This is a genomic window from Denitratisoma sp. (genome assembly GCA_032027165.1).
In the GTDB taxonomy this organism is placed as follows: domain Bacteria; phylum Pseudomonadota; class Gammaproteobacteria; order Burkholderiales; family Rhodocyclaceae; genus Desulfobacillus.
Map to the genome: position 1 here is coordinate 1,071,977 of JAVSMO010000001.1, position 24,558 is coordinate 1,096,534.

20 protein-coding genes are annotated in these 24,558 nt (G+C 64.9%); 7 read left to right on the plus strand and 13 right to left on the minus strand.

What is annotated here, in order from left to right; translation table 11 throughout:
• Nucleotides 1-7: 7 nt before the first annotated feature.
• The 13 genes from ROZ00_05240 to ROZ00_05300 form a co-directional block, all read right to left on the minus strand.
• Nucleotides 8-1,621 (minus strand): acyl-CoA mutase large subunit family protein, encoded by a 1,614-nt coding sequence (locus ROZ00_05240; protein ID MDT3735609.1) that lies wholly within the window; start codon nt 1,619-1,621, stop codon nt 8-10.
• On the minus strand, nt 1,618-2,037 hold the full coding sequence (locus ROZ00_05245) for a cobalamin-dependent protein (GenBank protein MDT3735610.1): 420 nt from the start codon (nt 2,035-2,037) through the stop codon (nt 1,618-1,620). The genes ROZ00_05240 and ROZ00_05245 overlap by 4 nt, the downstream gene beginning before the upstream one ends.
• A complete protein-coding gene (locus tag ROZ00_05250) occupies nt 2,034-3,167 on the minus strand; it encodes an acyl-CoA dehydrogenase family protein (protein MDT3735611.1) in 1,134 nt (377 codons plus the stop codon). Before ROZ00_05250 ends, ROZ00_05245 begins: the two co-directional genes overlap by 4 nt.
• A 309-nt stretch (nt 3,168-3,476) precedes the next feature.
• Complete coding sequence (locus ROZ00_05255; protein ID MDT3735612.1) at nt 3,477-5,168, minus strand: hydantoinase B/oxoprolinase family protein; 1,692 nt, start codon at nt 5,166-5,168, stop codon at nt 3,477-3,479.
• Nucleotides 5,165-7,288, minus strand: a complete 2,124-nt coding sequence (locus ROZ00_05260) for a hydantoinase/oxoprolinase family protein (GenBank protein ID MDT3735613.1) — start codon at nt 7,286-7,288, stop codon at nt 5,165-5,167. Before ROZ00_05260 ends, ROZ00_05255 begins: the two co-directional genes overlap by 4 nt.
• A 37-nt stretch (nt 7,289-7,325) precedes the next feature.
• On the minus strand, nt 7,326-8,849 hold the full coding sequence (locus ROZ00_05265; protein ID MDT3735614.1) for a long-chain fatty acid--CoA ligase: 1,524 nt from the start codon (nt 8,847-8,849) through the stop codon (nt 7,326-7,328).
• Between the two features lie 12 nt (nt 8,850-8,861).
• Complete coding sequence (locus ROZ00_05270) at nt 8,862-10,067, minus strand: thiolase family protein (protein MDT3735615.1); 1,206 nt, start codon at nt 10,065-10,067, stop codon at nt 8,862-8,864.
• Complete coding sequence (locus ROZ00_05275; GenBank protein MDT3735616.1) at nt 10,064-10,765, minus strand: GntR family transcriptional regulator; 702 nt, start codon at nt 10,763-10,765, stop codon at nt 10,064-10,066. Before ROZ00_05275 ends, ROZ00_05270 begins: the two co-directional genes overlap by 4 nt.
• A gap of 118 nt (nt 10,766-10,883) precedes the next feature.
• Complete coding sequence (locus tag ROZ00_05280) at nt 10,884-12,854, minus strand: NAD(P)/FAD-dependent oxidoreductase (protein ID MDT3735617.1); 1,971 nt, start codon at nt 12,852-12,854, stop codon at nt 10,884-10,886.
• Nucleotides 12,855-12,992: 138 nt separating this feature from the next.
• A complete protein-coding gene (gene oah, locus ROZ00_05285; GenBank protein ID MDT3735618.1) occupies nt 12,993-14,123 on the minus strand; it encodes a 6-oxocyclohex-1-ene-1-carbonyl-CoA hydratase in 1,131 nt (376 codons plus the stop codon).
• A gap of 30 nt (nt 14,124-14,153) precedes the next feature.
• Nucleotides 14,154-15,224, minus strand: coding sequence for a 6-hydroxycyclohex-1-ene-1-carbonyl-CoA dehydrogenase (had, locus tag ROZ00_05290; protein MDT3735619.1), 1,071 nt, complete (start codon nt 15,222-15,224; stop codon nt 14,154-14,156).
• A 16-nt stretch (nt 15,225-15,240) separates the two neighbouring features.
• Nucleotides 15,241-16,014, minus strand: coding sequence for an enoyl-CoA hydratase/isomerase family protein (locus ROZ00_05295; GenBank protein MDT3735620.1), 774 nt, complete (start codon nt 16,012-16,014; stop codon nt 15,241-15,243).
• Nucleotides 16,015-16,036: 22 nt separating this feature from the next.
• On the minus strand, nt 16,037-18,574 hold the full coding sequence (locus ROZ00_05300; GenBank protein ID MDT3735621.1) for an FAD-dependent oxidoreductase: 2,538 nt from the start codon (nt 18,572-18,574) through the stop codon (nt 16,037-16,039).
• Between the two features lie 543 nt (nt 18,575-19,117).
• On the opposite strand from ROZ00_05300, the gene bzdN reads away from it, so the two are divergent.
• The 7 genes from bzdN (at nt 19,118) to ROZ00_05335 (ending at nt 24,523) form a co-directional block, all read left to right on the plus strand.
• Nucleotides 19,118-20,254: a benzoyl-CoA reductase, bzd-type, subunit N gene (gene bzdN, locus ROZ00_05305; GenBank protein ID MDT3735622.1), complete on the plus strand. Its 1,137-nt coding sequence runs from the start codon at nt 19,118-19,120 to the stop codon at nt 20,252-20,254.
• Between the two features lie 31 nt (nt 20,255-20,285).
• The gene (bzdO, locus tag ROZ00_05310; protein ID MDT3735623.1) at nt 20,286-21,596 is read left to right on the plus strand and encodes a benzoyl-CoA reductase, bzd-type, subunit O; all 1,311 of its coding nucleotides are present in this window, start codon (nt 20,286-20,288) and stop codon (nt 21,594-21,596) included.
• Between the two features lie 23 nt (nt 21,597-21,619).
• Nucleotides 21,620-22,429 (plus strand): acyl-CoA dehydratase activase, encoded by an 810-nt coding sequence (locus tag ROZ00_05315; protein MDT3735624.1) that lies wholly within the window; start codon nt 21,620-21,622, stop codon nt 22,427-22,429.
• A 31-nt stretch (nt 22,430-22,460) separates the two neighbouring features.
• Nucleotides 22,461-23,354, plus strand: coding sequence for a benzoyl-CoA reductase, bzd-type, subunit Q (bzdQ, locus tag ROZ00_05320; GenBank protein MDT3735625.1), 894 nt, complete (start codon nt 22,461-22,463; stop codon nt 23,352-23,354).
• 126 nt (nt 23,355-23,480) lie between these two features.
• A complete protein-coding gene (locus ROZ00_05325; GenBank protein ID MDT3735626.1) occupies nt 23,481-23,765 on the plus strand; it encodes a hypothetical protein in 285 nt (94 codons plus the stop codon).
• A gap of 13 nt (nt 23,766-23,778) precedes the next feature.
• Entirely contained in the window at nt 23,779-24,060 is a 282-nt protein-coding gene (locus ROZ00_05330) for a hypothetical protein (GenBank protein MDT3735627.1), read from the plus strand.
• Nucleotides 24,061-24,073: 13 nt separating this feature from the next.
• Nucleotides 24,074-24,523, plus strand: a complete 450-nt coding sequence (locus tag ROZ00_05335) for a GNAT family N-acetyltransferase (GenBank protein ID MDT3735628.1) — start codon at nt 24,074-24,076, stop codon at nt 24,521-24,523.
• Nucleotides 24,524-24,558: the final 35 nt, after the last annotated feature.

The window sequence follows — 24,558 nt, forward strand, 5'->3', positions numbered from 1 at the left end:
TTCCTTCTTAAAAGCGGATCGGTTCCTGGTAGCGGCCGAAGATCTTCACCATCTCCTGGGTCATCTCGCCGACCGTGGCGTAGGCCTTGACGGCTTCCACCAGGGCCGGCATGACGTTGCGTCCTGCCGAGGCATCGGCCGACAGGCGCGCCAGCGCCTGGCTCACTTTGGCCGGGTCGCGCTCGGCGCGAATCTTGTCGAGGCCGGCGATCTGCACCCGCGTGTCCTCCTCGTTGTAGGGGTGGAACTCGACGGGATGCTCTTCTTCCTTTTCGTTGCGGTAGCAGTTGACGCCGACCTTGCGGAACTTGCCGGACTCGATGTCGCGCTGCATCTTGTAGGCCTGGGCCGAGACCTTGGACTGGATGGCGCCCTCGGAGACCAGCTTGACGATGCCGCCCTGGGCATCGACCTCGGCCATGATCTCCTCCATCTTCTGCCGCATCTGGTTGGTCATCGTCTCGACGTAGAACGAGCCGCCGAGCGGGTCGACCGTCTCGGTGAGGCCCATCTCCTCGATGAGCAGCTGCATCGTCCTGAGCGAGATGCGCGCCGAGTACTCGGTGGGGATGGTGTAGGCCTCGTCGTAGGAGCACAGCGCCATGGTCTGCGTGCCGGAGAGCGCCGAGATCAGCGCGTAGTAGGCGCCGCGCACGATGTTCACCTCGGGCTGCTCGAAGGTCAGCCCGCCGCCGCCGCCGGCGGCGATCATGCGCAGCCACATAGAGCCGGGCTTCTCGGCGCCGTACTGCTCCTTCATGATCTTCGCCCACAGGCCGCGGCCGGCGCGGAACTTGGCCACCTGCTCGAAGATGTTGCCGAAGATGTTGAAGTTGTAGGAGAGGCGGCCGGCGAACTCGTCGACGTGCAGGCCGCGCTTGATGACGTCGTCGGCGTAGGCCTTGGCGATGCAGAAGGCGTAGGCCATCTCCTGCGCCGGATTCGCGCCGGATTCTCGGATGTGGTACCCGCAGACGGAGACCGGGCTGTACTTTGGCGCGTGCTCGGCGCAGTACTCGATGGTGTCGCCGACCAGGCGGATGGAGGGCTCGACCGGAAAGATCCAGGTGCCGCGGCCGATGAACTCCTTGAGGATGTCGTTCTGCGCCGTGCCGCGCAGCTGCTTGACGTCGTAGCCGCGCTTTTCCGCCATCGCCAGGTACATGGCGATGAGGATGGCCGCCGCGCCGTTGATGGTGAGCGAGACGGTGATCTTGTTGAGGTCGATGCCGTCGAAGGCCACCTCGAAGTCGCGCAAGGTGTCCACCGACATGCCGACGCGGCCGATCTCGCCCTCGGCGAGCGGGTCGTCGGAGTCGAGGCCGATCTGCGTCGGCAGGTCGAAGGCGACGTTGAGGCCGGTCTGGCCGTTGGCGATGAGGTACTTGAAGCGCTTGTTGGTGTCGGCCGGGTTGCCGAAACCGGCGTACTGGCGCATGGTCCACGGCTGCTTGCGGTACATCAGCCGGTGGATGCCGCGGGTGAAGGGGTATTCGCCCGGCTGGCCGAGCATCGACAGGCCGCCGCTCGCCTCGACGTCGGCCGCGGTGTACAGCGGCTTGACCTCGATGCCAGACTCGTTGGTGATCGGCTTAAGATCGTCTTTGGCGCGGTCGTTCATTTGACGTGTTCCCGGATGTAATCGACGATGGCGTCGAGCTTGCTGCCCGTCGGGAAGATCCCTGAAAAGCCGAGCTGTCGCAGGGCGTCGTGGTCCTGCGCCGGCAGGTTGCCGCCGATCACCCACAGCTTGTCCTGCAGGTGGTTGGCTTCCAGCAGCGGCTTCAGCTTGGTGCAGAAGGGGACGTGCGAGCCGGCCAGGCTGGACAGGGCGATGACATCGACGTCCTCGTCGAGCGCCATGCGGGCGACGGCTTCCGGCGTCTGCCGCAGGCCGGTGTAGATGACCTCCATGCCGGCGTCCATGAGGGCGCGCACGACGACTTTTGCGCCCTGGTCGTGGCCGTCGAGGCCGGGCTTGGCCAGGAGGACTTTAATTCGCCGTTCCGTGGCGACTGACTTTTGCGCAGCAGTCATGAGCTGACTTCCTTGGCAATGATGAGTTTCAGGATCTCGCTGGTGCCGCCGCCGATCAGCGTGAAGCGGACGTCGCGCAGGTAGCGCTGCACCGGGTATTCCATGGCGTAGCCGTAGGAGGCGAGCACGCGGGCGGCCTGGTCGCAGATGCGCGCGGCCGCCTCGGTGGCGTTGAGCTTGGCCATGGCGGCCTCCTTGTGGTGCGGCCGGCCGGCGTCGCGCAGCCAGGCAGCGTAGTACACCAGATGGCGGGCCGCCTCGAGGTCGGTGGCCATCTCGGCCAGCTTGAACTGGATGGCCTGGTAGCGGTTGATCGGCTTGCCGAACTGCTTGCGCTCGGCGGCGTAGCGCACTGCCTCGTCGAGCGCGGCCTGGGCCACGCCGAGGCCCATGGCGCCGGTGATGATGCGGATCTCGGCGAGCGTCTTCCTCAGGTGACCCTCGCCGTCGCCTTCCGCCTGCGACAGGCGGTGGCTGTCCGGCACGAAGCACTCGTCGAAGGCGACTTCCGAGGTGGGCAGGGCCCAGACGCCCATCTTGTGGATCTCGCGGCCGACGATGAGTCCCTTGAAGGATTTCTCGACGAGGAAGATGGTGAGCTTCTTCTCCTCGCCGGCCTTGGCGAAGACGGTGAAGAAGTCGGCCAGCGGCGCCGAGGTGATCCAGGTCTTCTGGCCGTTGATGACATAGCCGCCGTCGACCTTCTTCGCCGTGGTGGCGATCGAGTCGAGGTCGGAGCCGGCGTTCGGCTCGGTCATGCAGATGGCGCCGATCTTCTCGCCGCGCAGGGCCGGCTTGAACAGGCGCTCGAGGATGTCGGCGTTGCCGAGCATGTGCAGGAACTTGGTGCCCATCAGCGACTGCATGGCCACCGCGCCGGCGAGCGACATCGAGCCGCGCGCAATTTCGGAAAGAGCAAGGGCGAACTCGGTCAGCGCCAGGCCGGAGCCGCCGACGTCCTCCGGGTAGCGCATGCCGAAGAAGCCGAGGTCGGCCAGTTCCTGGAAGAGGGCGCGCGGGAAGGCGCGCGCCTCGTCGAGCGCCGCCGCCTGCGGCGCGATGCGCTCGTCGCAGAAGCGGGCGAAGGTGTCGCGGATTTGTTTTTGTTCGTCTGTGAGGTCGAAATTCATCTTAGTTTTCCTGAGGGAGTCGCGTGCCCGGGTTGCCGGGTGTCCGATTCCCTCCATGTCCTCCGGAACGGGCTTCGCCTGTTCCTCCCCCTTTAGTTCCGGGAATCGGACACCCGACACCCCGGGCCGGATACGTCTGCGCTTCCAAACCGTAAAACTGCGCAAGCCTGTCCGGATCGGGACGGCGGGGTGTTCTGCGGAGCGAAGTAAAGGAGGAGGCAGCGGCCGCAGGCTGCTGCCGGGGGACATGAGCGCAGCAGAACACCCCGCCGTCCCGATCGCGCACCCACCTCGACTCCAGAGAAGATCTCACTTCAACTCCTGTTCCGTCATGCCGTAATCCCGCATCGCCGCCTCCTTGGAGATCACGCCGTTGCGGATCTCCTCGGCCAATACCTTGCGGTCGCGTTTTTTCGGGTCGCCGTAGCCGCCGCCGCCGCTGGCGACCTGATGGTAGACGGTGCCCCTCGGCACGCCGGTGATGAGATCCTTGTTCTTCGGCACCACCGTGCTGCCGTCCGGATAGTGCAGGCGGATGAAGTTGAGGCCGGCGTCCTTGCCGCCGAACAGGCCGAAGGCCGGCTCGAAGTCGCCGTCGCCGAAGGTGACCAACTGGGTGTCCTCGGAGCCGATCTCGAAAATCGTTTCCACGCCGAGGCCGCCGCGCCACTCGCCGGCGCCGGCCGAATCGGTGAGCAGCTCGTGCTTGACCAGGCGGTGCGGCGTCTGCTGCTCGAACATCTCGTAGTCCTGGTCGAGCACGCCGCCGGAGGCGTCGATCATGCCGATGTGGTCGTAGCCGTCCATGCCCTGCATGGCGCCGGAGCCGCCCTTCAGGCCCATGAAGCCGATGTCGACGTACTGCTCGTTCTTCTCCGGGTCGGTGCCGGTGGTGAGCGAGCACAGCAGGTTGTTCCAGCCGGCGGTGACGCGGTCGGGCATCACCGGCGCCAAGGCGCGCTGGATGGCGTCGGCGTTGGGCGGGCAGAGGTGGTTGCCGAAGGTGGTGGCCTTCGGGTAGGCGGCGTTGAGCACCGTGCCCTCGGGGATGACGATCTCGATCGGCTGCACCATGCCTTCGTTGTGCGGGATGTCCGGGTTCACCATCTGCAGCAAGGTGAGGATGGTGGCGGAGGCGCTCGAGGTGAAGGTGCCGTTCACGAAGCCGTTGGTCTGGGCGTCGGTGCGCGAGTAGTCGAACTTGATGTGCTTGTCCCTGACCTCGATGTCGACGCGGATGGTGAACTTGCTGCCCTCGTGGCGGCCGTCGTAGTAGATGAAGCCTTCGCCGCTGTACTTGCCGTTGGGGATCTTGGCGATCTCGGCTTCCATCATCTTGCGCGTCGCCTCAAAGAGGGCCTGCTTGTGCGACTCGTAGCTCTCCAGGCCGTACTTGTCGAGCAGTTCCAGCAGGCGCCGCTCGCCGACGGTGCAGGCGCCCATCTCGGCCTTCATGTCGTGCTGCACGATGTCGAGGCGGATGTTGGCGAAGATCAGGTTCCAGACGTCCTTGCGCAGCTTGCCCTTCTCGACCACCTTGATCGGCGGGATGCGCAGCGCCTCCTGCCAGACCTCTACGGCGTTCGGGTTGTAGCCGCCGCGCACGTTGCCGCCGATGTCGGCCTGGTGGCCCTTGACGGCGGTCCAGGCGACCAGCTTGCCGGAGTGGAAGATCGGCTTGTACACGGCGACGTCGTTATTCTGGTTGCCGAGACTGAAGACGTCGTTGTGAAAGATGACATCGCCGGGATGCAGGTCGTCGCCGAAGTAGTCCTTGATGTACTTGCACACCGGCGCCAGCGAGAAGGCGAGGATCGGTAGGTTCTCGGTCTGCTCGAGCATGTTGCCGTCGCCGTCGTAGAGGCCGGTGACGTAGTCCTTGGCCTCGCACAGGATGGGCGAGCGGGTGGTCTGCTCCATCGAGATGCTCATCTCGTCGGTGATGGACTTGAAGGTCCGCGCATACACCGACAACAGAATGGGGTCGATCTTGGCGCTCATGCGGTCACCTTTTCCTTGCTCAAACACGACTTGACGAGGTCTTCGCGCCCCTTGCGAAAGAGGGCGAAGGAGCCGAGGGCGTCCACCACGCAGTCGAAGGAATCGCTGACGAAGATGGCGGTGGTCTCCTGCTCGATCATGGCCGGGCCCGCGATGCGGTTGCCGTGGCGCATCCTGTGGCCGTCGTAGACCGGCACCTCGAGGAACGATTTCGTTTCCGGGATGTACATGCTGCGGCGGCCCTTGACGGCCTTCGAGGCGTCGGCGCCGGCCCAGGCTTCCTCGCGGTAGGAGGGCTTGTCGGTGAAGCCGATGGACTGCACGCGCACGTTGATGATCTCGATCGGTGCGTTCTCCTGCTCCAGCGAATAGCCGTAGAGGCGGTTGTGCTCGTCGTGGAAGAGGCGGGCGATGGCGGCGACGTCGCGCTTGTCGATCAGTTCGCGCGGCACCAGGAAGGAGACCTCGTGGTACTGCTTGATGTAGCGGCAGTCGAACTTGATGTCGTGGCGGCGGCGCGCCTCGGGGATGCGCTCCTCGGTGAGCTGGCGCGCGCCCTCGGCCGACATCTCGTCGAGCATTTTCGCCAGGCGCGGCCAGTCGATGGCTTCCAGGCGGGCGACGAAGGTGCGCACGAAGTCGTGCTTCAGCTCGCTCATCAGCATGCCGAAGGCGCACAGCACGGAGGACTCGCGCGGCACGATCTGGAAGGGGATCTCCAGCTCCTCGCAGATCAGGCAGGAATGGATCGGGCCGGCGCCGCCGGCCGGGATGAAGGGGAATTCGCGCGGGTCGAAGCCGCGCTTGATGGTCACCTCGCGCACGCCCTGCGCCATGTTGTTGCAGGCGACGCGGTACATGCCGGCGGCAGCCTCTTCGATGCTGAGGCCCATCGGCTTGGCGATGTGCGTCTCGATCGCCTTGCGCGCGGCGGCGACGTCGAGCTTCATCTTGCCGCCGGCGAAATAGTTCGGGTCGAGGTAGCCGAGCACGACGTTGGCGTCGGTGGTGGCGGGCAGGGTGCCGCCCTTGCCGTAGCAGGCCGGGCCGGGGTCGGCGCCGGCGCTCTGCGGGCCCATGCGCAGCAGGCCGCCCTCGTCGAGCCAGCCGATCGAGCCGCCGCCGGCGCCGATGGTGTGGATGTCGAGCATCGGCAGGGCGATCTTGTGGCGTGCGATCTCGCCGTCGTTCTTGATCATCGGGCTGCCGACCGCCACCGAGGCCTCGAAGCTGGTGCCGCCCATGTCGGTGGTGATGCACTTGTCCTGGCCGTGCGGGCGCACGTAGAAGAGGCCGGCGCCGGGGCCGCCGGCGGGGCCGGAGAGCAGGGTCAGCGCCGCCTTCTCGCGCGCCAGCTGCGGCGAGATGACGCCGCCGTTCGATTGCATGATGAGCAGGAGGCCCTTGAAACCGATGCCCTTCAGGCGCCCGACCAATTGATCGAGGTAGTGGTTGAGCTTGGGGCCGACGTAGGAATTCAGCGCCGTGGTGCTGATGCGCTCGTAGAAGCGGATCGAGGGCAGCAGGTCGGTGGACACCGACAGGTAGGCGCCGGGCATCTCCTTCTTCACGATCTCCGCCGCCGCCTGCTCGTGGGCCGGGTTGGCGAAGGAGTTCATGAAGCAGACAGACACGGCCTGTACGTCTTCCTGCTTGAAGAGGGCGATGGCCTCGCACACCTGCGCCAGGTCGAGCGGCGCCACTTCGCGGCCGGCGCGGTCGAGGCGGCCCTTGATGCCGGCGCGCAGGTAGCGCGGCACCAGCGGCTTCACGTTGGCGTAGCGGTTGTTGTACTGTTCCTCGCGGATGCCGCGGCGCATCTCCAGCGCATCGCGCACGCCTTCCGTCGTCAGCAGGGCGGACTTGGCGCCGGTGTGCGTCAGCGTGGCGTTGGTGGTGACGGTGGTGCCGTGCACGATGGTATCGATGGTCGGCGCGAAGGCTTCCAGCGTCATCGGCGGATTCTGCGCCGCCGCGATGTCGGTGAGGCCGTTCACGACGGCGATGGACGGGTCGGACGGGGTGGACAGCGATTTGAAGATCGCCGGCTCCTCGCCGTCGCGGGTGACGACGAAGTCGGTGAAGGTGCCGCCGACGTCGATTCCGATCTTTAATGCCATGAGTTTGGCTCCGTATGCATTGGCACGAGATGTTTGTTCAGGCAGTTGTCTCGCGCGCCACCATCTGGCGCACGTCTTCCTTGCGGATCTTGCCCAGGGCGGTCTTCGGCAGCTGGCCGACGAAGACGACTTCCTTGGGATGCTTGTAGCGGGCGATGCGGCCTTCGAACAGGCGCAGCACCTGTTCCGCCTCGAGGCGGCGGCCCTCCTTCGGCGCCACCACGGCGACGACGATCTCGCCCCAGCGCGGGTCGGGCCGGCCGACGACGGAGGCTTCGGCGATGTCGGGGCAGTCGAGCAGCACGTTCTCGATCTCGGCCGGATAGATGTTCTCGCCGCCGGAGATGATCATTTCCTTCTTGCGGCCGTCGACGGTCAGGTAACCTTCGGCGTCCAGGTGGCCCATGTCGCCGCTGTGAAACCAGCCGCCTCGCAGCGCGTCGGCGCTGGCCTGCGGGTTGCGCCAGTAGCCGCTCATCACGTTCGGCCCCTGGATCAGGATCTCGCCGGTGGCGCCAGCAGCCACGTCCCGGTCGAGATCGTCGACGATGCGCATGCGGCAGTGCGCCGCCACCTTGCCGGTCGAGCCGAGCTTGCGCTCGGCGTCGGCGGCCTTCAGATAGACGGCGATGGGGCAGGTCTCGGTCGAGCCATAAACCTGGATCAGCGGCACGCCGCGGGCATGCACGGCGCGGATCAGGCGCTCCTGGACGATGGTGGAGCCGGTGGTGATCGAGCGCAGGCTGGAGAGGTTGGCGCTTTGCCAGTGCGGGTGCGCCATCATCATGTCGAGCTGGGCCGGCACCAGCACGGTAAGGGTGATGCGCTCGCGTGCGATGGCGTCGAAGGTGGCCTCGACCTCGAAGCGCGGATGCAGCACCACCGTTGCGCCGGCAGCCAGTGCCGGCGTGGTCTGGTTGTTGAGGCCGCCGACGTGGAACAGCGGCAGGGTGGTGAGGATGCGGTCCTCCGCCGTCAGGTCGTGCATGTCGGCACTGTTGACGGCGTTGCAGGCGAGCGCGTCCTGGGAGAGCAGCACGCCCTTCGGCCTGCCGGTCGAGCCAGAGGTATAGCAGATCAGCAGGGGCGAATGCGGGTCGGCTTCGGCGCGCGGCGCGGCTGCAGTGCCGGTTGCGTAAAAGGCTTCCCACGCCTGCCAGCCTGCGCGGGGGCCGCCCATGACGACGCTGCGCAGATCGCCGAGTTCGGCAAGGATGGGTTCCGTCTGGGCGACGAAGTCGGGCTCGACGAACAGCACCGCAGGCGGGCAGTCCTCCAGCATCTGCTTGTGCTCCGGGGCGGCCAGCCGCCAGTTGAGCGGCATGAACATCGCCCCGAGCCGGGCGCAGGCGAACAGCAGCGCCAGCAGCTCCGGGCTGTTGTAGCCGAGCCAGGCCACGCAACTTTCGCGCCTGACGCCGGCGGCGGCGAGCGCCGAGGCGAGCCGCTCGATTTTCTGCGCCAGCGCAGCATAGCTGATGTCCTGGCCGCCGAAACGGATCGCCGTCTTGCCGGGCGTTGCGCCGGCATGGTGGTCGATCCATTCTGTGAGACGCATCATGTCGGCCAGGCCTCAGGCGCCGGTCACTTCCAGCACCACGGCCATCGCCGTGTCGCCGGCCGCGCAGCCGGTGAACAGGCCCCAGCCGCCGCCGCGCAGGGCCAGTTCCTCGATCACCTCGATGATCGCCCGCGTGCCCATCGGTGCCTGCGGGTGGCCCCAGACCAGCGAGCAGCCGTAGTTGTTCATGCTCTTCAGGTCGGCGCCGGTCTCGCGCGCGAAGAACAGGTCGTTGATGGCGAAGGGGTTGTGCGTCTTGATCACGGCCAGGTCCTTGATCGACTTGCCGGCCTGCTCGAGCGCGCGCTGCGCCGCGGGCACGGTGGCCTCGGGCATGTAGGCGAGCGGGGCCCGGGCCAGGCCGAAACCATGCAGGCGCACGGCGATCTTCGGGTCGCGCGAGAGCTCGCGCGCCTTTGCGGCGGTGGTGACGACGATGCCGGCGTTGCCGTCGGCCGGGTGGGTCTGGCCGCCGAAGGTGACCGTGCCGCCTTCCATGACCGGCTTCAGCTTGGCCAGGCCTTCCGCCGTCGAGTGGTTGATGCCCTCGTCAGCCTCCATCGTGCCGACGGTCTTCCTGAAGTTCGGCGCCGGCACCTCGAAGGGCAGGGTCATGAAGCGCTTGAGGAAGGCGGCGCCGTTGTCCAGTGCCTGGCGATATTGCTCCTCGCGCCGCAGCACCACCTCGTGCTGCTCGGCGGTGCCGATGCCGTGCTTCTTCGCCACGTTCTCCGCCGTCTGCAGCATGGAGTGGCGGCCGAGCGGATCGCAGCCGAAGTTGTCCATCACCCAGTCCTCGGCGATGCCGGTGCCGCCCGGGCCCTTCGGGTTCGGGTAGTAGAGGTGCGGGCCGTTGGAGGTGCGGTCGCAATTGACCACCAGCGCCGTGCTGCAGAGACTGACTTCTATCTCCTGCACCGCCGCGAGCAGGGTGCGCACGCCGGTGGCGCAGGCCTGCATCAGGGTCGGGCCGCCGGCCTGGCCGGCGCCGACGAGGCCGGCGAGCCAGGGCAGGCCGTAGAAGGAATGCTTCTGCGGCACGGAGAAGCCGAGCGCGCCGTAGTCGAAGATTTTCGGGTCGATGTTGCGCTTTGCCAGTTCGTTCTTCGCGACGTGGGCGGCGAACTCGATGCTGTGCAGGTTGGCGAAACTGCCCTGCCAGCGCGCGAAGGGCGTGCTCCAGTAGGCGCCGTAGGGGATTTCGGCCTTGTAGCTCATGCGTTTTCCTTGTTGGTTTCGTTGTCCGGACGATCCAGGCCGGTGGCGGCGATGAAGCAGCGCTTCGCCTCGCCGAGATGGTCGCGCATGGCGCCGGCGGCGGCATCGCCGTCGCCGGCGGCGAGCGCCTCGGCGATGCGCTTGAGACCCTTGAGGACGATGTTGCGCACCTTCGCGTCGCCCAGCGTCAGGGCGCGGATGCGCATCATGTGGTCGGCGTACTGCTCGATGGCGCGCACCATGCGGCGGTTCGGCACCAGGTCCTTCCAGGCATTGCGGAAGCGGATATTGGCCTCGCGGAACGCGTCGGCGTCCTCCGCCTTGTAGGCGGCCATCGCTGCGGCGAGCGCTTCGTCGAGCGGGGCGCGGACCGCCGCGTCGGTGGTCGTCTCGGCGACGCGGCGCACGGCGGCCGGCTCAAGGAGGAAGCGCACCTCGTAGATGTCCTCGACATCCTTCAAGGTCAGGGCAGGCACGACAAAGCTGCGACCGTCGGAGGCGAGCAGGCCTTCGCTGGCCAGTCGCGTCAGGGCCTCGCGCACCGGGGTGCGCGAGACGCCGAGTTTTTCCGCCAGTTGGACTTCCTGCAGCGGCTGCCCGGCGACGATGGTGCCGTCGCGAAGGTGGGCGCGGAGCGTCTGGTAAACCTGATCGCCGAGGGCGAGGGGACGTTGGAGCGGCTTGATGGACGTAACCACGGATGGTCCTCCGCTGCGGGATGGATTGGATGAATCGGCCCTGTACGGTGGATACTGTATACACGCCTTATGGGCGTGTAAAGATGAAGCAAAGTGCCGTCCCGCTTGCATGAACGCCCTAGATCCGGCAGCCGAGCCGGTAGCCTTCGTGGATCGCCGCGTCGAGGCCACGCGCGATCACCGTGTCGCCGGCGCCATGCAGTTCATCCACCATCCACTGGAATTCGTGGAAGAGGTCGTGATTCGGCTTGCGCGGCCCGGAAACGATGACGGTGTCGGCGGGGAGGAAGGTCTCTTCGCCTTTGGCATTCCTGACGCGGGCGCCGTCCTCGGTAACCTTGGTGAGCTGCGAGGAGGTGAGGGTGCGGATCTCCAGTTCCTCGATCCAGGCAGTGTGGCGCCACTTGAAGGAGGGCATGACGTCTCCGGCGATGCGCTTCTCCTCCTCGACGAGGACCACCTCGTGGCCCTGCTTCTTGAGGGATTCGGCGAGCGTTAGGCCGATCTTGCCGCCGCCGATCATGACGACACGCTTGCCTGCCTTGACGTTGCCCTTGGCCACTTCCAGCGCATCGACCAGCCGCTCGTGGCCCTCGATGTGGCGGTAAGCCGCCATGTCGGTGCGCGCGCCGGCGGCGACGAGGCAGACGTCGTATTGGTGCAGCACGCTCCTCATGAACTTGGCGTTGGCCTCGGTGTTGAACTTCACCTCGATGCCGAGCTTCTTCACCATGGTCTCGTAGTAGCGCACCACGCTGAAGAGGTCGTCGGGGCGGGCGAGGTCGTTGCCGGCATAGCCGAGCAGGCTGCCGCCGATCTTGTCGCCCTTCTCGTAGATGGTCACGTCGTGGCCGCGCTTCTTCGCCGTGATGGCGGCTTCCAGCCCGGCGGGGCCGGCGCCGATGATCATGATCTTCTTCTTCACCGCCGCCTCGGTGATGGCGTACTCGGGCTCGACCTCGTGGCCCAGCGCCGGGTTCATGGCGCAGGTGTAGGGCAAATCACGGAACAGGCGCGACAAACAGTTCAAGGAACCGATGCAGCGGCGCACCTCGTCGAGGCGGTCCTCGGCGGCCTTGTGGATCAGCTCCGGGTCGGCGAGCAGCGGGCGGCAGACTTCCCAGTAGTCGAAGACGCCGTCGCGGATGCACTCGTCGGCCATGCGCGGGTCGGGCAGGCGGTTGCCGAAGGTGATCAGGGTGTTCGGGAAGAGCTTCTTGGCCTTGGCCGAGAGGTAGTTCCAGTGGCCCGGCGGCACGTCGCGGCCGATGGAGGACTCCGGTGCTTCCTGCCAGCCGACGGTGACGGAGATCATGTCGACGCCGCAGTCGACGGCCTGCTGCATCAGCTCGAAGCAGTCATCCTCGGTGTTGCCGCCCCAGCGGTCCATCAGCTCGGCGCCGTTGAGGCGGATCACCAGCGGGTGCTCGGGCGTAGCCTGCTTGATGGCGTCGATCAGTTCGCGCATGAAGCGGCCGCGGTTGGCCAGCGAGCCGCCGTACTCGTCGGTGCGCTGGTTGGTGAAGCGCGAGTTAAAGTTGGCGAGCAGGTAGCCCATGAAGCTGGTGACCTCGGTGCCGTCGAAGCCGGCACGGATGGCGCGCTTGGCGGCGTCGGCGTGCTGCTGGACGACGGCCTTGATCTGTTCCTTGGTCAGCTCGCGCGGCGGGCGGAAGTGCGGCAGGGTCTGGGGTACCACCGAAGGCTGCACGCAGTAGCCGAGGTCGATGCCGCCGTAGCGGCCGGCGTGGAGGATCTGCTGGATCGCCACGGCGCCGCCGTCGTGGATGTACTGGGCGATGGTCTCGAACTGCGGCAGGAACTTGTCGTCGAAGATCGCCACCTGGCGGAAGTAGGACTTGCCTTCGCCGAGCGGATCCGGATAAGCGCCCTGGTTGGTGATGATGCCGCAGCCGGTGGCGGCGATGACGCGCATGCGCGCCAGTTCGCGCGGCGTGATGTAGCCGTCCCGGGTGTTGTAGTTGGAAACGCAGCAGGCGCCGTACTTGACCATGTTCTTGGTCTTGTATTTGCCGATCTGGCCGGGCTGGAAGAGGTGCTTGAGCTTGAGTTCACCGGGTCGGGTCACGTCTGTCCTCCTTAGTGCCGGACTCCTGTTTCCGGGGGCTCGGCGTTACTCTGGATACTGTATACATTGCATCCGGGCAAGTCAATTCGCGAATGCCTGGAAATTCAAAAAAGGCCCGCCGAAGCGGGCCGGACAGCCTCAGCCTTTCGGCTTCGCCATCACCTGCTCTGCCCATTTCTCGTCGAAGAGGGCGCCTTCGGCGACGAGCTGGCGGAACTTGATGAAGTCGATGACGTCCTTTCCGGTGGGCTTCTTGGCATCGAAGGCGTTGAAGCCGAGCCAGGCCTCGTGGTTCATGTTGGCGGCCAGCCAGTGGCGGTTGGCGAGCTTCATCTGGTCCCAGAAGAACTTCTTTTTGCCGCGGATGCCGTCGATGGAGTTGATCAGGCAGTTCGGGAACAGGTTGGCGAACTTCCACACGAGGCGGTTGACCTCGGCGTCGAGCTGCTCGAAGTCGGTGGTGCAGGCGGCCATCAGTTCCTTGGCCTTGGCGACTTCGTCCTTCGACACCGGTTCGCCGTAGACGATCTCGCCGTCGTCGACGTAGGTGTCGGTGCGGACGAGGGGGTTGCGCACCCATTTGCCGTCCTTTTTCAGCACCGGCACGGCCTTGGTGATGAGGCCCTTGGACTTCATCTTGTAGGCGCTCCAGGTTTCGCAGGAGATGCAGTTGTACATGGCATCTTCCATCGAGAGGAACCAGGGCAGGAAGTCGGTCGAGCCGCCGACCGGCGCCGAGCCGTGCTTCGGCCCGGCCTGGCCGAACACGGCGAGGTCGGAGGAGACGGTGATGTCGGTGGCCATGCCGATCTCCTGGCCGCCGGCGACGCGCATGCCGTTTACGCGGCAGATTACCGGCTTCTTGCAGTTGAGGATGCCGTCGACCATGGCATTGAAGAGGTCCATGTATTCGCCGTATTCATTCGGCCGGCGCGAGTAGTAGGCGGCATACTCGGCGGTGTTGCCGCCGGTGCAGAAGGCCTTGTCGCCGACGGCGGTGAACACCGCGGCGACGATCTTGCGGTCGCTCGATGCGCGCTGGAAGCCGGCGATGACGCCCTTCACCATCTCGGTGGTGTAGGAGTTGTACTGCGACGGGTTGTTCAGCCAGATCCACGCCGAGTAGAGGCCGTCGACCTTGGCGCCCTTTTCGTCGAGGACCGGGCGCTCCTCGTAGATCACCGTCGGCGCTTCCTTGCCGAAGTGGGAATTGTCGAAGAGCTGGTGGTCCTTCAGCTCGTTGTCGCGGCGCAGCCATTCGAGTGCCATGTGGTTTCTCCTGTTAGTTTCGTGTTCGCTTCAGAAATCGGGGGTGAGCACGACGCGCTTCTTCAGCTTGCCGTGGTGGGCTTCGTCGAAGACCTGCTCGATCTGGCTCATCGGCCGCGTCTCGACGAAGGGGCCGAGCGCGATGCGGCCGTCGACGCACATGTCGAGCACCTGCGGGTAGGCCGAGGGCGGGCAGCCCCAGGTGCCGATCAACTCGGCATCGAAGGCCATCAGTTTCGACAGCATGTAGGAGGTTTCGTCCGTGCCGTAGCCGACGATGACCAGGGTGCCGACGAAGGAGAGCAGGGACAGCGCCAGTTCCTGGCCGGGTTTGGTTCCCGTCACCTCGAAGATCTTCCAGCCGTAGTTGGAGGGGACGCCCTTCTCCTTGCAGATGGCCTTGAAGAGCTCCTTCACTTCCTTGGCGCTCTTGCCTTTCGGGTTGATGACGGCGTCGGCGCCATAGCCCTTCATGAACTCGAGCTTCTCGTCGTTGATGTCGATGCCGATCACCACCTTGGCGCCGAAGCCCTTGGCGGTTTGCGTCATGAAGCTGCCGACGCCGCCGGCGGCGCCGATGACGATGACCAGGTCCCCGGTTTTCAGGTTGGCGCGCTTGGCCGCCTGGTAGGGCGTGGTGACGGCATCGGCCACCACCGAGAGGTGCTCGAGCGGGATGTTGCCGCGGCCATGCACGACGCAGAGGTCCTTCGACGGCACCGGAATGTGGCTGGAGTAGCCGCCGTAGATGCCCATCGAGTTGCCCGGCATCTTCTGGTTCAGGCAGCGGTTGCCGCGGCCGGAGCGGCAGATCTCGCAGTTGTTGCAGGGAAGCACCGCCGGCACGATGACTTCCTGCCCGACCAGGCGCGGGTCGTCGCCGGCGACGACCACGCCGGAAATCTCGTGGCCGAGGGAGAGCGGCGGCTTCTGCACCGTCGGCACGCCCATGTAGAAGTAGGACAGGTCGGTGTGGCAGACGCCGCAGCCGCGGATCTCGACGAGCGCCTCGCCGGGCCCGAGCGCCGGCATCGGGATCTCCGTGCGCACGAGCTTGCCCGGCTCGGTCATCTGCCAGGTTTGGATGGTTTTCGGAATCATCGCTCCTCCAGTGGATTTATTTGTTCTGCCAGACCGGCTTGCGCTTTTCCATGAAGGAGTTCAGTCCTTCGACGGCGTCGGCGGTGGCCATCAGGTCCTTCAGGTAGATCTGCTCGACGGTGAACAGCGCCTCGAAGAAGGGTTTGCCGGCCGCCTCGCGCACCGCCTTCTTGGTGTACATCAGCGCGACGCGCGACAGGCCGAGGAACTGGTCGAGGAAGGCGCGCGTGTCCTGGGCGAAGCTGGCGCGCGGGAAGACGCGGTTGAGCAGGCCGAGGCCGAGCGCCTCCTGGGCGGTGATCAGGCCGCCGCCGAGCAGCAGTTCCATCACCTTCGGCAGGGCGATGATGCGCGGCATCAGGATCGCCGCGATGGGCGGAAAGACGCCGAGCTTGATCTCCGGCTGGCCGATCCTGGCGTCCTCGGTGGCGACCACCATGTCGCAGGCGATGGCCAGTTCGCAGCCGCCGCCCATGGCCGAGCCGTTGAGCGCCGCCACCGTCGGCAGCGGAAACACCATCAGGCGCTTGAGAATGCCGTGGAAGACGTCGATCATCTGCACCACCTTGTCCGGCGTGTGGTCCATGACGTCGACGCCGGCGGAGAACACCTTCTCGCCGGCGGCGGTGATCATCAGCACCTTGGCGGATTCTTCGCGCGCGGCGATGTCCAGCGCGCGGTTCAGTTCCTCCATCAGGGCGATGTCGAGGACGTTGTGCGGCGGCCGGTTGATGGTGATGGTCGCCAGCGCATCGGCGACGGTGTACTCGAGAAACTTGAATTGTTCCATTTGCTCCCCTATTTCCGTTCGTTCAGAACAGGTCGTCCATCTCGTCGGCGCCGACGCCCTTCGGCATTACGCCGTACTGCTCCATGAAGGCCTGCACCAGCTGGTTCTCGCGCTGGCTGAAGAAGGGCGCCTCCTCGAAGACGAAGTACTTGGCCTCGTCGGACTTGCCGATCATGCCCTGCAGGCCCTCGCGCAGGTTCTCCACGCCCTTGATGGCGAGCACCTTCTTGTCGGCATCGAGCAGCTGGTAGACGCCGGATTCGGTGGTGACGCCGGCGACGTTGCCCTCGCTGAGTTCCAGCCACGACTCGGGCGGCAGCACCATGTCCTCGATCTTCGCCGCCAGGTTGCACTTCAGGCAGCGCAGCGCCTCGGCCTGCGCCGTCTTCTCGTCGAAGCCGAGCTCCACTTCGTCCCAGTTGTTGCGCTTGGCCGGGTCGATGAAGATGGGGTGGAAGCGCTTGACCTGGTTGAAGCCCTCGTCGCGGCCGATGTGCGGGTCGGTGTCCCAGTCGGGCAGCAGGGTCTCCTCGATGTCGCCGTCCCCGCCGAGCTGACTATCCATCGCAGCCGCGGCGATGCGGCCCTGGGCGACGGACTCGATCAGGGTCGACGGGCCGAGCACGCAGTCGCCGCCGGCATAGACGCCCGGCTTCGAGGTCAGCATGGAATCGGCGCGCACCGTGATGCGGCCCTTGCCGTCGGTCTGCACGCCGAAGCCCTCATGCTTCTTCGGGTATTGGCCGATGGCGGCGATGACCAGGTCGACGTCCTCGGTGAACTCGCTGCCGGGGATTTCCACCGGGCGGCGGCGGCCGGAAGCGTCGGGCTCGCCCAGTTCCATCTTGGCGTAGGTGATCCTCAGGCGCGAAGAGCCGGATTCGTTGAGTTCGATCTTCTTCGGCGCCAGCAGGAAGCGCAGGTTGACGCCCTCGTCGATGCAGCCCTGCACCTCGTCCTCGCGCGCCGGCATCTCCTCGCGGGTGCGGCGATAGACCATGTCCACCTCGGCGCCGAAGCGGCGAGAGGAGCGGGCGTTGTCGGTGGCGACGTTGCCGCCGCCGATGACGGCCACCTTCTTGCCGATGACGATGTCGGTGCCCGGCGTGCCGATGAGGCCGAGCGTCACGGCGCGCAGGAAGGTCGGGCTGTCGATGACGTTGGGCAGGTTGTCGCCGGGTAGGCCGAGCTTGTCGCCGCCCTGGGCGCCGATGCCGATGAAGGCCGCCTCATAGCCCTGGGCGAAGAGGTCGTCGATCTTCTCGACGCGGCTGTTGTAGCGGATCTCGACGCCGAGAGCAGTCACCTCGGCGACTTCCTTGTCGATGACCTCCAGCGGCACGCGGTAGGAGGGAATGCCGTAGCGCGCCATGCCGCCGGCGGCAGGCAGGGCGTCGAACACCGTGACGCTGTGGCCCTTCTTGGCAAGGTAGTAGGCGGCGGTGAGGCCGGCCGGGCCGGCGCCGATGATGGCGGCCTTCTTGCCGGTCGGCGGCAGCTGCTTCGAGTACTGGCGCCAGAGGCCGGTGTCGTTGTCGGCGGCGATGCGCTTCAGGCTGCGGATCGACACCGGCTCGTCGAGGTGCTTGCGGCGGCAGGCCGATTCGCAGGGGGAGAAGCAGGCGCGGCCGAGGATGCCGGGGAAGGGCAGTTTCTCGCGTACCACGGCGACGGCCTCGGAATATTTGCCGAGGCCGACCAACTGCACGTAGCGCGGCACGTCGATGCCGGCCGGGCAGGTGTGCTTGCAGGGCACCTGCGACTCCTCCTTGCGCGCCACGTCGAGCGTGCGGTCCATCAGGGCGCCGGTCGGGCAGACGGTGACGCAGGCCGAGCAGAACTTGCAGCCGGACTCGATCAGCGTCGGCGCGATGGTGCCGACCCACTTGCGGCCCTCGGTCTCCTTCACCTCGAGGCAGCCGACGCCGCGCACTTCGTTGCAGGCCACCAGGCAGCGGCGGCAGTCGATGCACAGGTTGTAGTCGCGGTCGTAGAAGGGCTCGTCCTTGATGACGGGCAGCTGGATGTGCTTGTAGTTCGGCGTCGTCGCCGGGATGCCGATGTAGTCGGACACCTTGCGCAGCTCGCAGGTATGGAAGATCGAGCAGCAGCGCTGCTCGACGGGGTTGCCGAAGGAGCAGGTGGTGCGGCTGCAGCCCTCGCGCTGCGGGCAGGTGAGGCAGTTGTGCGGATGGTTGCCGAGGATCTTGGCGATGCGCTCCTGGCGCAGCTTGTCGATGGCGGGCGATTTCGTCGCGACCACCATGCCGTCCTCCACGGCAATGGAGCAGGAGGTGCGCATGCCGGAACTGCCCGCGATCTCGACGACGCAGAGGTTGCAGCCGCTGTCGCCGGCGCCGCGCTGGCAGGAAGGCGGCAGATCCGGATGGGCGCACAGCGAGGGAATGTAGATGCCGGCGGCGGTAGCGGCAGAGAGCAGGGAAGACCCTGCGGGCGCTTCGACCTTCTTGCCGTCCAGGGTGATCGTTACCAAGGACGCGGGCGGGGCCGTCTTCGCGGCGGGCTTCCACCATCTGACCGTTTGCGTGATTGTTTCCATGTTCGGCTTCCCTCGCATCCTGCGTTTATATGCATGCAAAATAGCGCATGCATATAATTTAGCAGGTATTAGAATGCATTGTGGCGATTCTAGGAGAGGAGATGCATCCCTATATTTGATCTGCGTCAAGCGAAAACGCAAAAACCTTCCGCACATACAGGCCTTTGTATTTCCACTTGGATTATAACATTATGAAAAATAAGGATTGATATCGTTTCCGTCGAACTAGCCTCAAGCCGCCAATTAAATCTCCGTCTGCCATGCCAAATAAAGATTAATGGATGGGATCGAATTCCGGGTTGTCATCCAGAGTATTCGTAACTGCTTATTTATCCTTCCTCTTCAGAAATTATTTAGTACGCTTTTATCCGGATAATGCGGTTTTCTTGATGCAGGTCAAACCTTGCGGCCAAAATGGTTTCTAGAATCGGCACCAATGCTTTATCATGCATAGTAATTAATGCAAACGCATGATAATGCATACAACGAGGAACAACGGCGTGAAGGGCTCAGGCTCTCGCGCCAAACACCAGGGGATCGACGATGAGCGGATTGTTTGACCAGTTCAAGGAGTGGTACGAAAAGCGCCACGACTATGCCCGCGCCTGGAAGAGCCGTACCGGCGGCCAGGTCGTGGCAACCATGTGCACCTACACGCCCGAGGAAATCCTGATCGCCGCCGGCATGCTGCCGGTTCGCGTGCTGGGCGCCCATGAACCCCAGAACGTGACCGAGCCGCACATCTTCGGCATGTTCTGCCCGTTCTGCCGCGACTCGCTGGCGCAGGGTCTGCTCGGCCGCTACGAATACTGCGAGGGCGTGACGCTGACCCAGTCGTGCATCCAGTACCGCCAGGCTTTCAATTCCTGGCGCATGCACGTGCCGACCGTCAAGTGGGACTATTACCTGCCGATGCCGAACGAAGTGCAGTCGCGCTTCGCCCGCGCCCAGCATTACGCGGAAGTGAAGAAGTTCCGCGAGTACATGGAAGGCGTCATCGGCAGGAAGCTGCCGGATGCCGACCTCAAGCGCGGCATCGAGATCGTCAACGAGAACCGCCGCCTGCTGCGCGAGCTGTTCGAGTATCGCAAGGAAACAAACCCGCGCGTCACCGGTGTCGAGGCGCTCTACGCATCGATCACCGCCCAGTTCGTGGACAAGGAAGAGCACAACAAGGAGCTCAAGCGCGTGCTGGCCGAATTGCCGAAGCGCAAGAACGACCGTCCCGAGGGGATCCGCTTCATGACCATCGGCTCGGAGAACGACGACGTGTCCTTCATGGCCATGGTCGAGTCTGTCGGATCCACCATCGTCATCGACGACCAGTGCTCGGGCACCCGCTACTTCTGGAACGAGGCGCGCGTGCAGGACGACCCGATCGCCACCATTGCCGACCGCTACTGCGAGCGGCCGGCCTGCCCGACCAAGGACTACCCGGCGCACACCCGCTTCGACCATGTGCTGAAGCTGGCCAAGGACTACAACGCCAGGGCGGCGGTCTTCCTGCAGCAGAAATTCTGCGATCCGCACGAGGGCGACTACCCGGACCTGAAGCGTCACTTGGAGGCCAACGGCATCCCGACGCTGTTCCTGGAGTTCGACATCACCAACCCGCTCGGGCCGTTCCGCATCCGCATCGAGGCCTTCCTCGAGACGCTGGGTGAAGAAGAGCTGTTCTGATCAGGACGAGAGAGAAGAGGAGCAACACGAAATGGCAAATTATCCGACCGAGCCGCTCAAGTGCTGGAAGAAGGCCAAGGAGCTGCGCGAGCAGTACTACATCAACTTCGCCAAGGCCAAGGAGAAGGGTGGCATCCGCTGGTCCGGCTCGGCCTGGGCGCTGGACGCGATTCCCGCCGGCCTCGGCAATGACGTCTATTCGCTGACCGGCGAGCCCTACGGCGCCGCCATCGCGATCGACAAGAAATTCAACAAGGAATGCCAGGATGCGGCCGAGTCCTACGGCTTCGCCCGCGACCTGTGTGCCTACATGCGCACCTACTGGGGCTCGATCATCCTGAACAAGTATCCGTTCGGCGGCGAGTTCCCCAAGCCCGACTTCAACTTCCAGACGCAGATCTGCTGCTCCCACGCCAAGTGGTACCAGGCGGCGTCGAAGCTGGAGCACGATACGCCGACCTTCTTCATCGACGTCTCCGTCGGCCCCTATAACGAGATGACGTCCGAGCGCCTGGACTACGTCACCAACCAGGGCCTGGAAGCCGTCGAGTGGCTGGAGAAGACCACCGGTCGCAAGTTCAACGACGAGCTGTTCATCGAGGCGGTGAAGAACGAGATGCGTTCCACCTCCCTGTGGGCCGCCATCTGCTGCGAGAACAAGGTCAAGCCGGCGCCGCTCGACGAGAAGACCATGTACTCGCTCTACGTGCTGGCGACGCTGTCGAAGTCGTCGAAGTGGTGCGCCGACTTCTACCAGGAGTGCCTCGACGAGGTGAAGGACCGCGTCAAGCGCGGCATCGCCGCCGTGCCCAACGAGCGCTGCCGCGTCATGTCCGACACGCAGCCGCCCTGGGGCTTCCTCAAGGTGTTCCGCTACCTCGAGGAGTTCGGCGCCGTCTCCATCGGCTCGCTCTACACCTTCGGCCTGGAAGGCATCTGGGAAACCAAGCCGGACGGTACCTGGGGTCCGCGTACCCTGCCTTGGGAGAAGGGCATCGAAATGAACACCCGCGAGCAGGCGATGCGCCTGTACGCCGACTGGAACCTGTCGAAGCCGCAGTGGCAGCACTTCTACGATCCGCGCCTGAAGACCGAGATGATGAAGACCATCGTCAAGGAATGGCAGGTCGACGGCGTGATGCTGCACCTGAACCGCGGCTGCGAGGGCCTTTCGCTCGGCATCATGGAGAACCGCCTCGGCCTGGCTGCCGCCGGCATCCCGGTGATGACATTCGAGGGCAACATGGGCGACGAGCGCGAATTCGACCTCGGCCGCACGCAGAACCGCGTCGACTCGTTCATGGAAACGCTCGGCCTCAAGCGCGAATTCGCGCACGCCTGATCTAAGCAAGGAGGAAGCAAAAGATGATTACCGCTGGCATCGACATGGGCTCCCGCACCGTCAAGGTGGTGTTCCTGGAGGAGCTGAAGGTGGACGGCGCCCCCCAGTTGCGCTGGGGCGTCAAGGGCAAGCACATCATGTTCCCGGAGGATCTCGACGCCGACCAGGCAGCCGACAAGGCCTTCGAGGACGCGCTGAAGGGCGCCGGCCTGTCGCGCGACCAGGTCAAGAAGGTCGTCGCCACCGGGGCCGGGCGCAAACAGGTCAAGTTTGCCACTTCGGATGTGACCGAGGTGGGTGCCGGGGCCCGCGGCGCAGTGTTCATGTGCCCGACGGCGAAGACGGTGGTCGATGTCGGCGCCGAGGAGGGACGCGGCGTAAAGGCCAACGCCGAGGGCAAGGTGGTGGACTTCGCGGGCAACGAGAAATGCGCCGCCGGCGCGGGCGCCTTTGCGGAGTCCATGTCGCGCGCCCTGCAGCTGAGCCTGAAGGAATTCGGCGAAGCCAGCCTGCGCTCCGACAAGACCATCCCGATGAACGCACAGTGCACGGTGTTTGCCGAGTCCGAGGTGGTTTCGCTGATCCACTCCGCGACCCCGAAAGAGGACATCGCCAAGGCGGTGCTGGATGCCGTGGCCAGCCGCGTCTGCGCCATGGTGCGCCGCGTCGGCATTGAGGATGAAGTGATCCTGATCGGCGGCATGGTTCACAATCCAGGCTTCGTCCAGTCCCTGAAAGGGGCGCTCGGGGTCGAAAAGGTGCATCTGCCGGAGATGCCGGAATATGTCAGCGCCCTCGGCGCCGCGCTGATCGCAGCCGAAGGCAACGACTGAGCGTCAGCCGATAATCGGAAAGGAGAGCAAAATGACCGCTGGAGAAAAGAAGGAATACTGGCGCTGGCAGGAAACCTGCTGGATCGACGAATCGAAGAACTGGCGCGACGCCAAGATCATCACGGCCGGCATCGACGTCGGTTCGGTGAGCTCGCAGGCAGTCATCTGCGTCGACGGCGAACTGTACGGCTATAACAGCATGCGCACGGGCAACAACAGCCCGGACTCGGCCAGGAACGCCATCAACGGCGTGCTGGAGAAATCCGGCATGAAGCTCGAGGACATCACCTATGTCATCGGCACCGGCTACGGCCGCGTCAACGTGCCCTTCGCACACAAGGCCATCACCGAGATCGCCTGCCATGCGCGCGGCGCCAACTACATGGGCGGCAACACCGTCCGCACCATCCTCGACATGGGCGGCCAGGACTGCAAGGCCATCCACTGCGACGACAAGGGCAAGGTCACCAACTTCCTGATGAACGACAAGTGCGCGGCCGGCACCGGCCGCGGCATGGAGGTGATCGCCGACCTGATGCAGATCCCGATCGCCGAACTGGGGCCGCGCTCCTTCGATGTGGACGAGGAGCCGGAAGCCGTGTCCTCGACTTGCGTGGTGTTTGCCAAGTCCGAGGCGCTGGGCCTGCTCAAGGCCGGCTATTCGAAGAACAAGGTGATTGCCGCCTACTGCCAGGCCATGGCCGAGCGCGTGGTGTCGCTGATCGAGCGCATCGGCGTGGAAAACGACTTCTTCATCACTGGCGGGATTGCCAAGAACCCCGGCGTTGTGAAGCGCATCGAGAAGCTGCTCGGCACCAAGGCCGTCGAAACCAAGCTGGATAGCCAGATCGCCGGCGCCCTGGGCGCTGCGTTGTTCGGCTACACGCTGATGCAGAAGCAGGGCGCCTCAGCGAAAGCCGCCTGAACCGGAAGGCAGGCGGCTTTGAAAGATCCCGACGCTCCGGTCCGCGAAGTACCCCTCTCCCACTGAGCGGGCCGGAGCCTAGGGATTCACGATTCTAACCCCCCGAAAAGGGGCAGGGGAACAGACATGATAGCGAATTACGGCTACAAGGACGGATCGGGCGAGTACTACATCAGCATCGATACGGACAAGTGCACCTCGTGTTCCGCCGGACGCGCCTGCCTGACGGCGTGCCCGAAAGGCATGTTCGAGACCATCACCGACGATTACGACGACGAGGTGGCGGCGGTGAAGCAGGCCTTCCGCCGCTCTTTGGCCTTCGATTGTTCCGACTGCAAGCCGGCCGGGGGCTACACCAGCCTGCCGTGCAGTACGGCCTGCACGCCGGGGGCCATCAAGCATTCCTGGTAGGAACGACCCGGTCGTGAAAATACCGCTCAAACTGGTGAAGGACGGCAAGGAGGCCGACCTGCTGGCGGCGGGTTGGGTCAAGCAGACCACCATCGGCGAGCCGCGGCTGTCGGAGATCGTCGAGAACTACCGCCAGCTCGGCTACGAGGTGCATGTGATCGAGCACAAAGAGGAGTCCAGCGGCGGATGCAACACCTGTTTCACCGCTGGCGCGGAGCTGGGCCAGGTTTACGGTGACGTGTTTATCCGCAAGGGGAAGGGCGGCAAGAACGCCGCTGCAGACGAATTGTTTTAACGAGGAGAATGCGATGGCAGTGCAGGTTAGCGTGCGGATGATCCGCAAGAACGATCTCGATGCGGTGGTGGCGATCGACAAGATCATTACCGGCCAGGAACGGCGCGAGTACTACCAGCGCAAACTGGCGATGGCGCTGGACAATGAAAACAATGTGAACGCATCTGTCGTGGCCGAGGTCGGCGGCAAGGTGGTCGGCTTCATGATGGGCGACGTGCTGTTCGGCGAATATGGCATCGCCGATTCCTCGGCCACCATCGATACGCTTGGCGTCCACCCGGACTTCCAGAAGCATGGTGTCGCCTCGGATCTGATGGATCAGTTCCTCATGAACATGAAGGCGGCCAACGTCAAGAAGGTCTACACGCTGGTGAACTGGAGCGACTTCGCGCTGGAGAGCTTCTTCTCCCGGCACAAGTTCGTGCCCTCCAAGCGCATCAGCCTGGAACTTCAGCTTCCCTGATTCTGACCAGATCCGGGGAAGAGGAGACGGCGCGC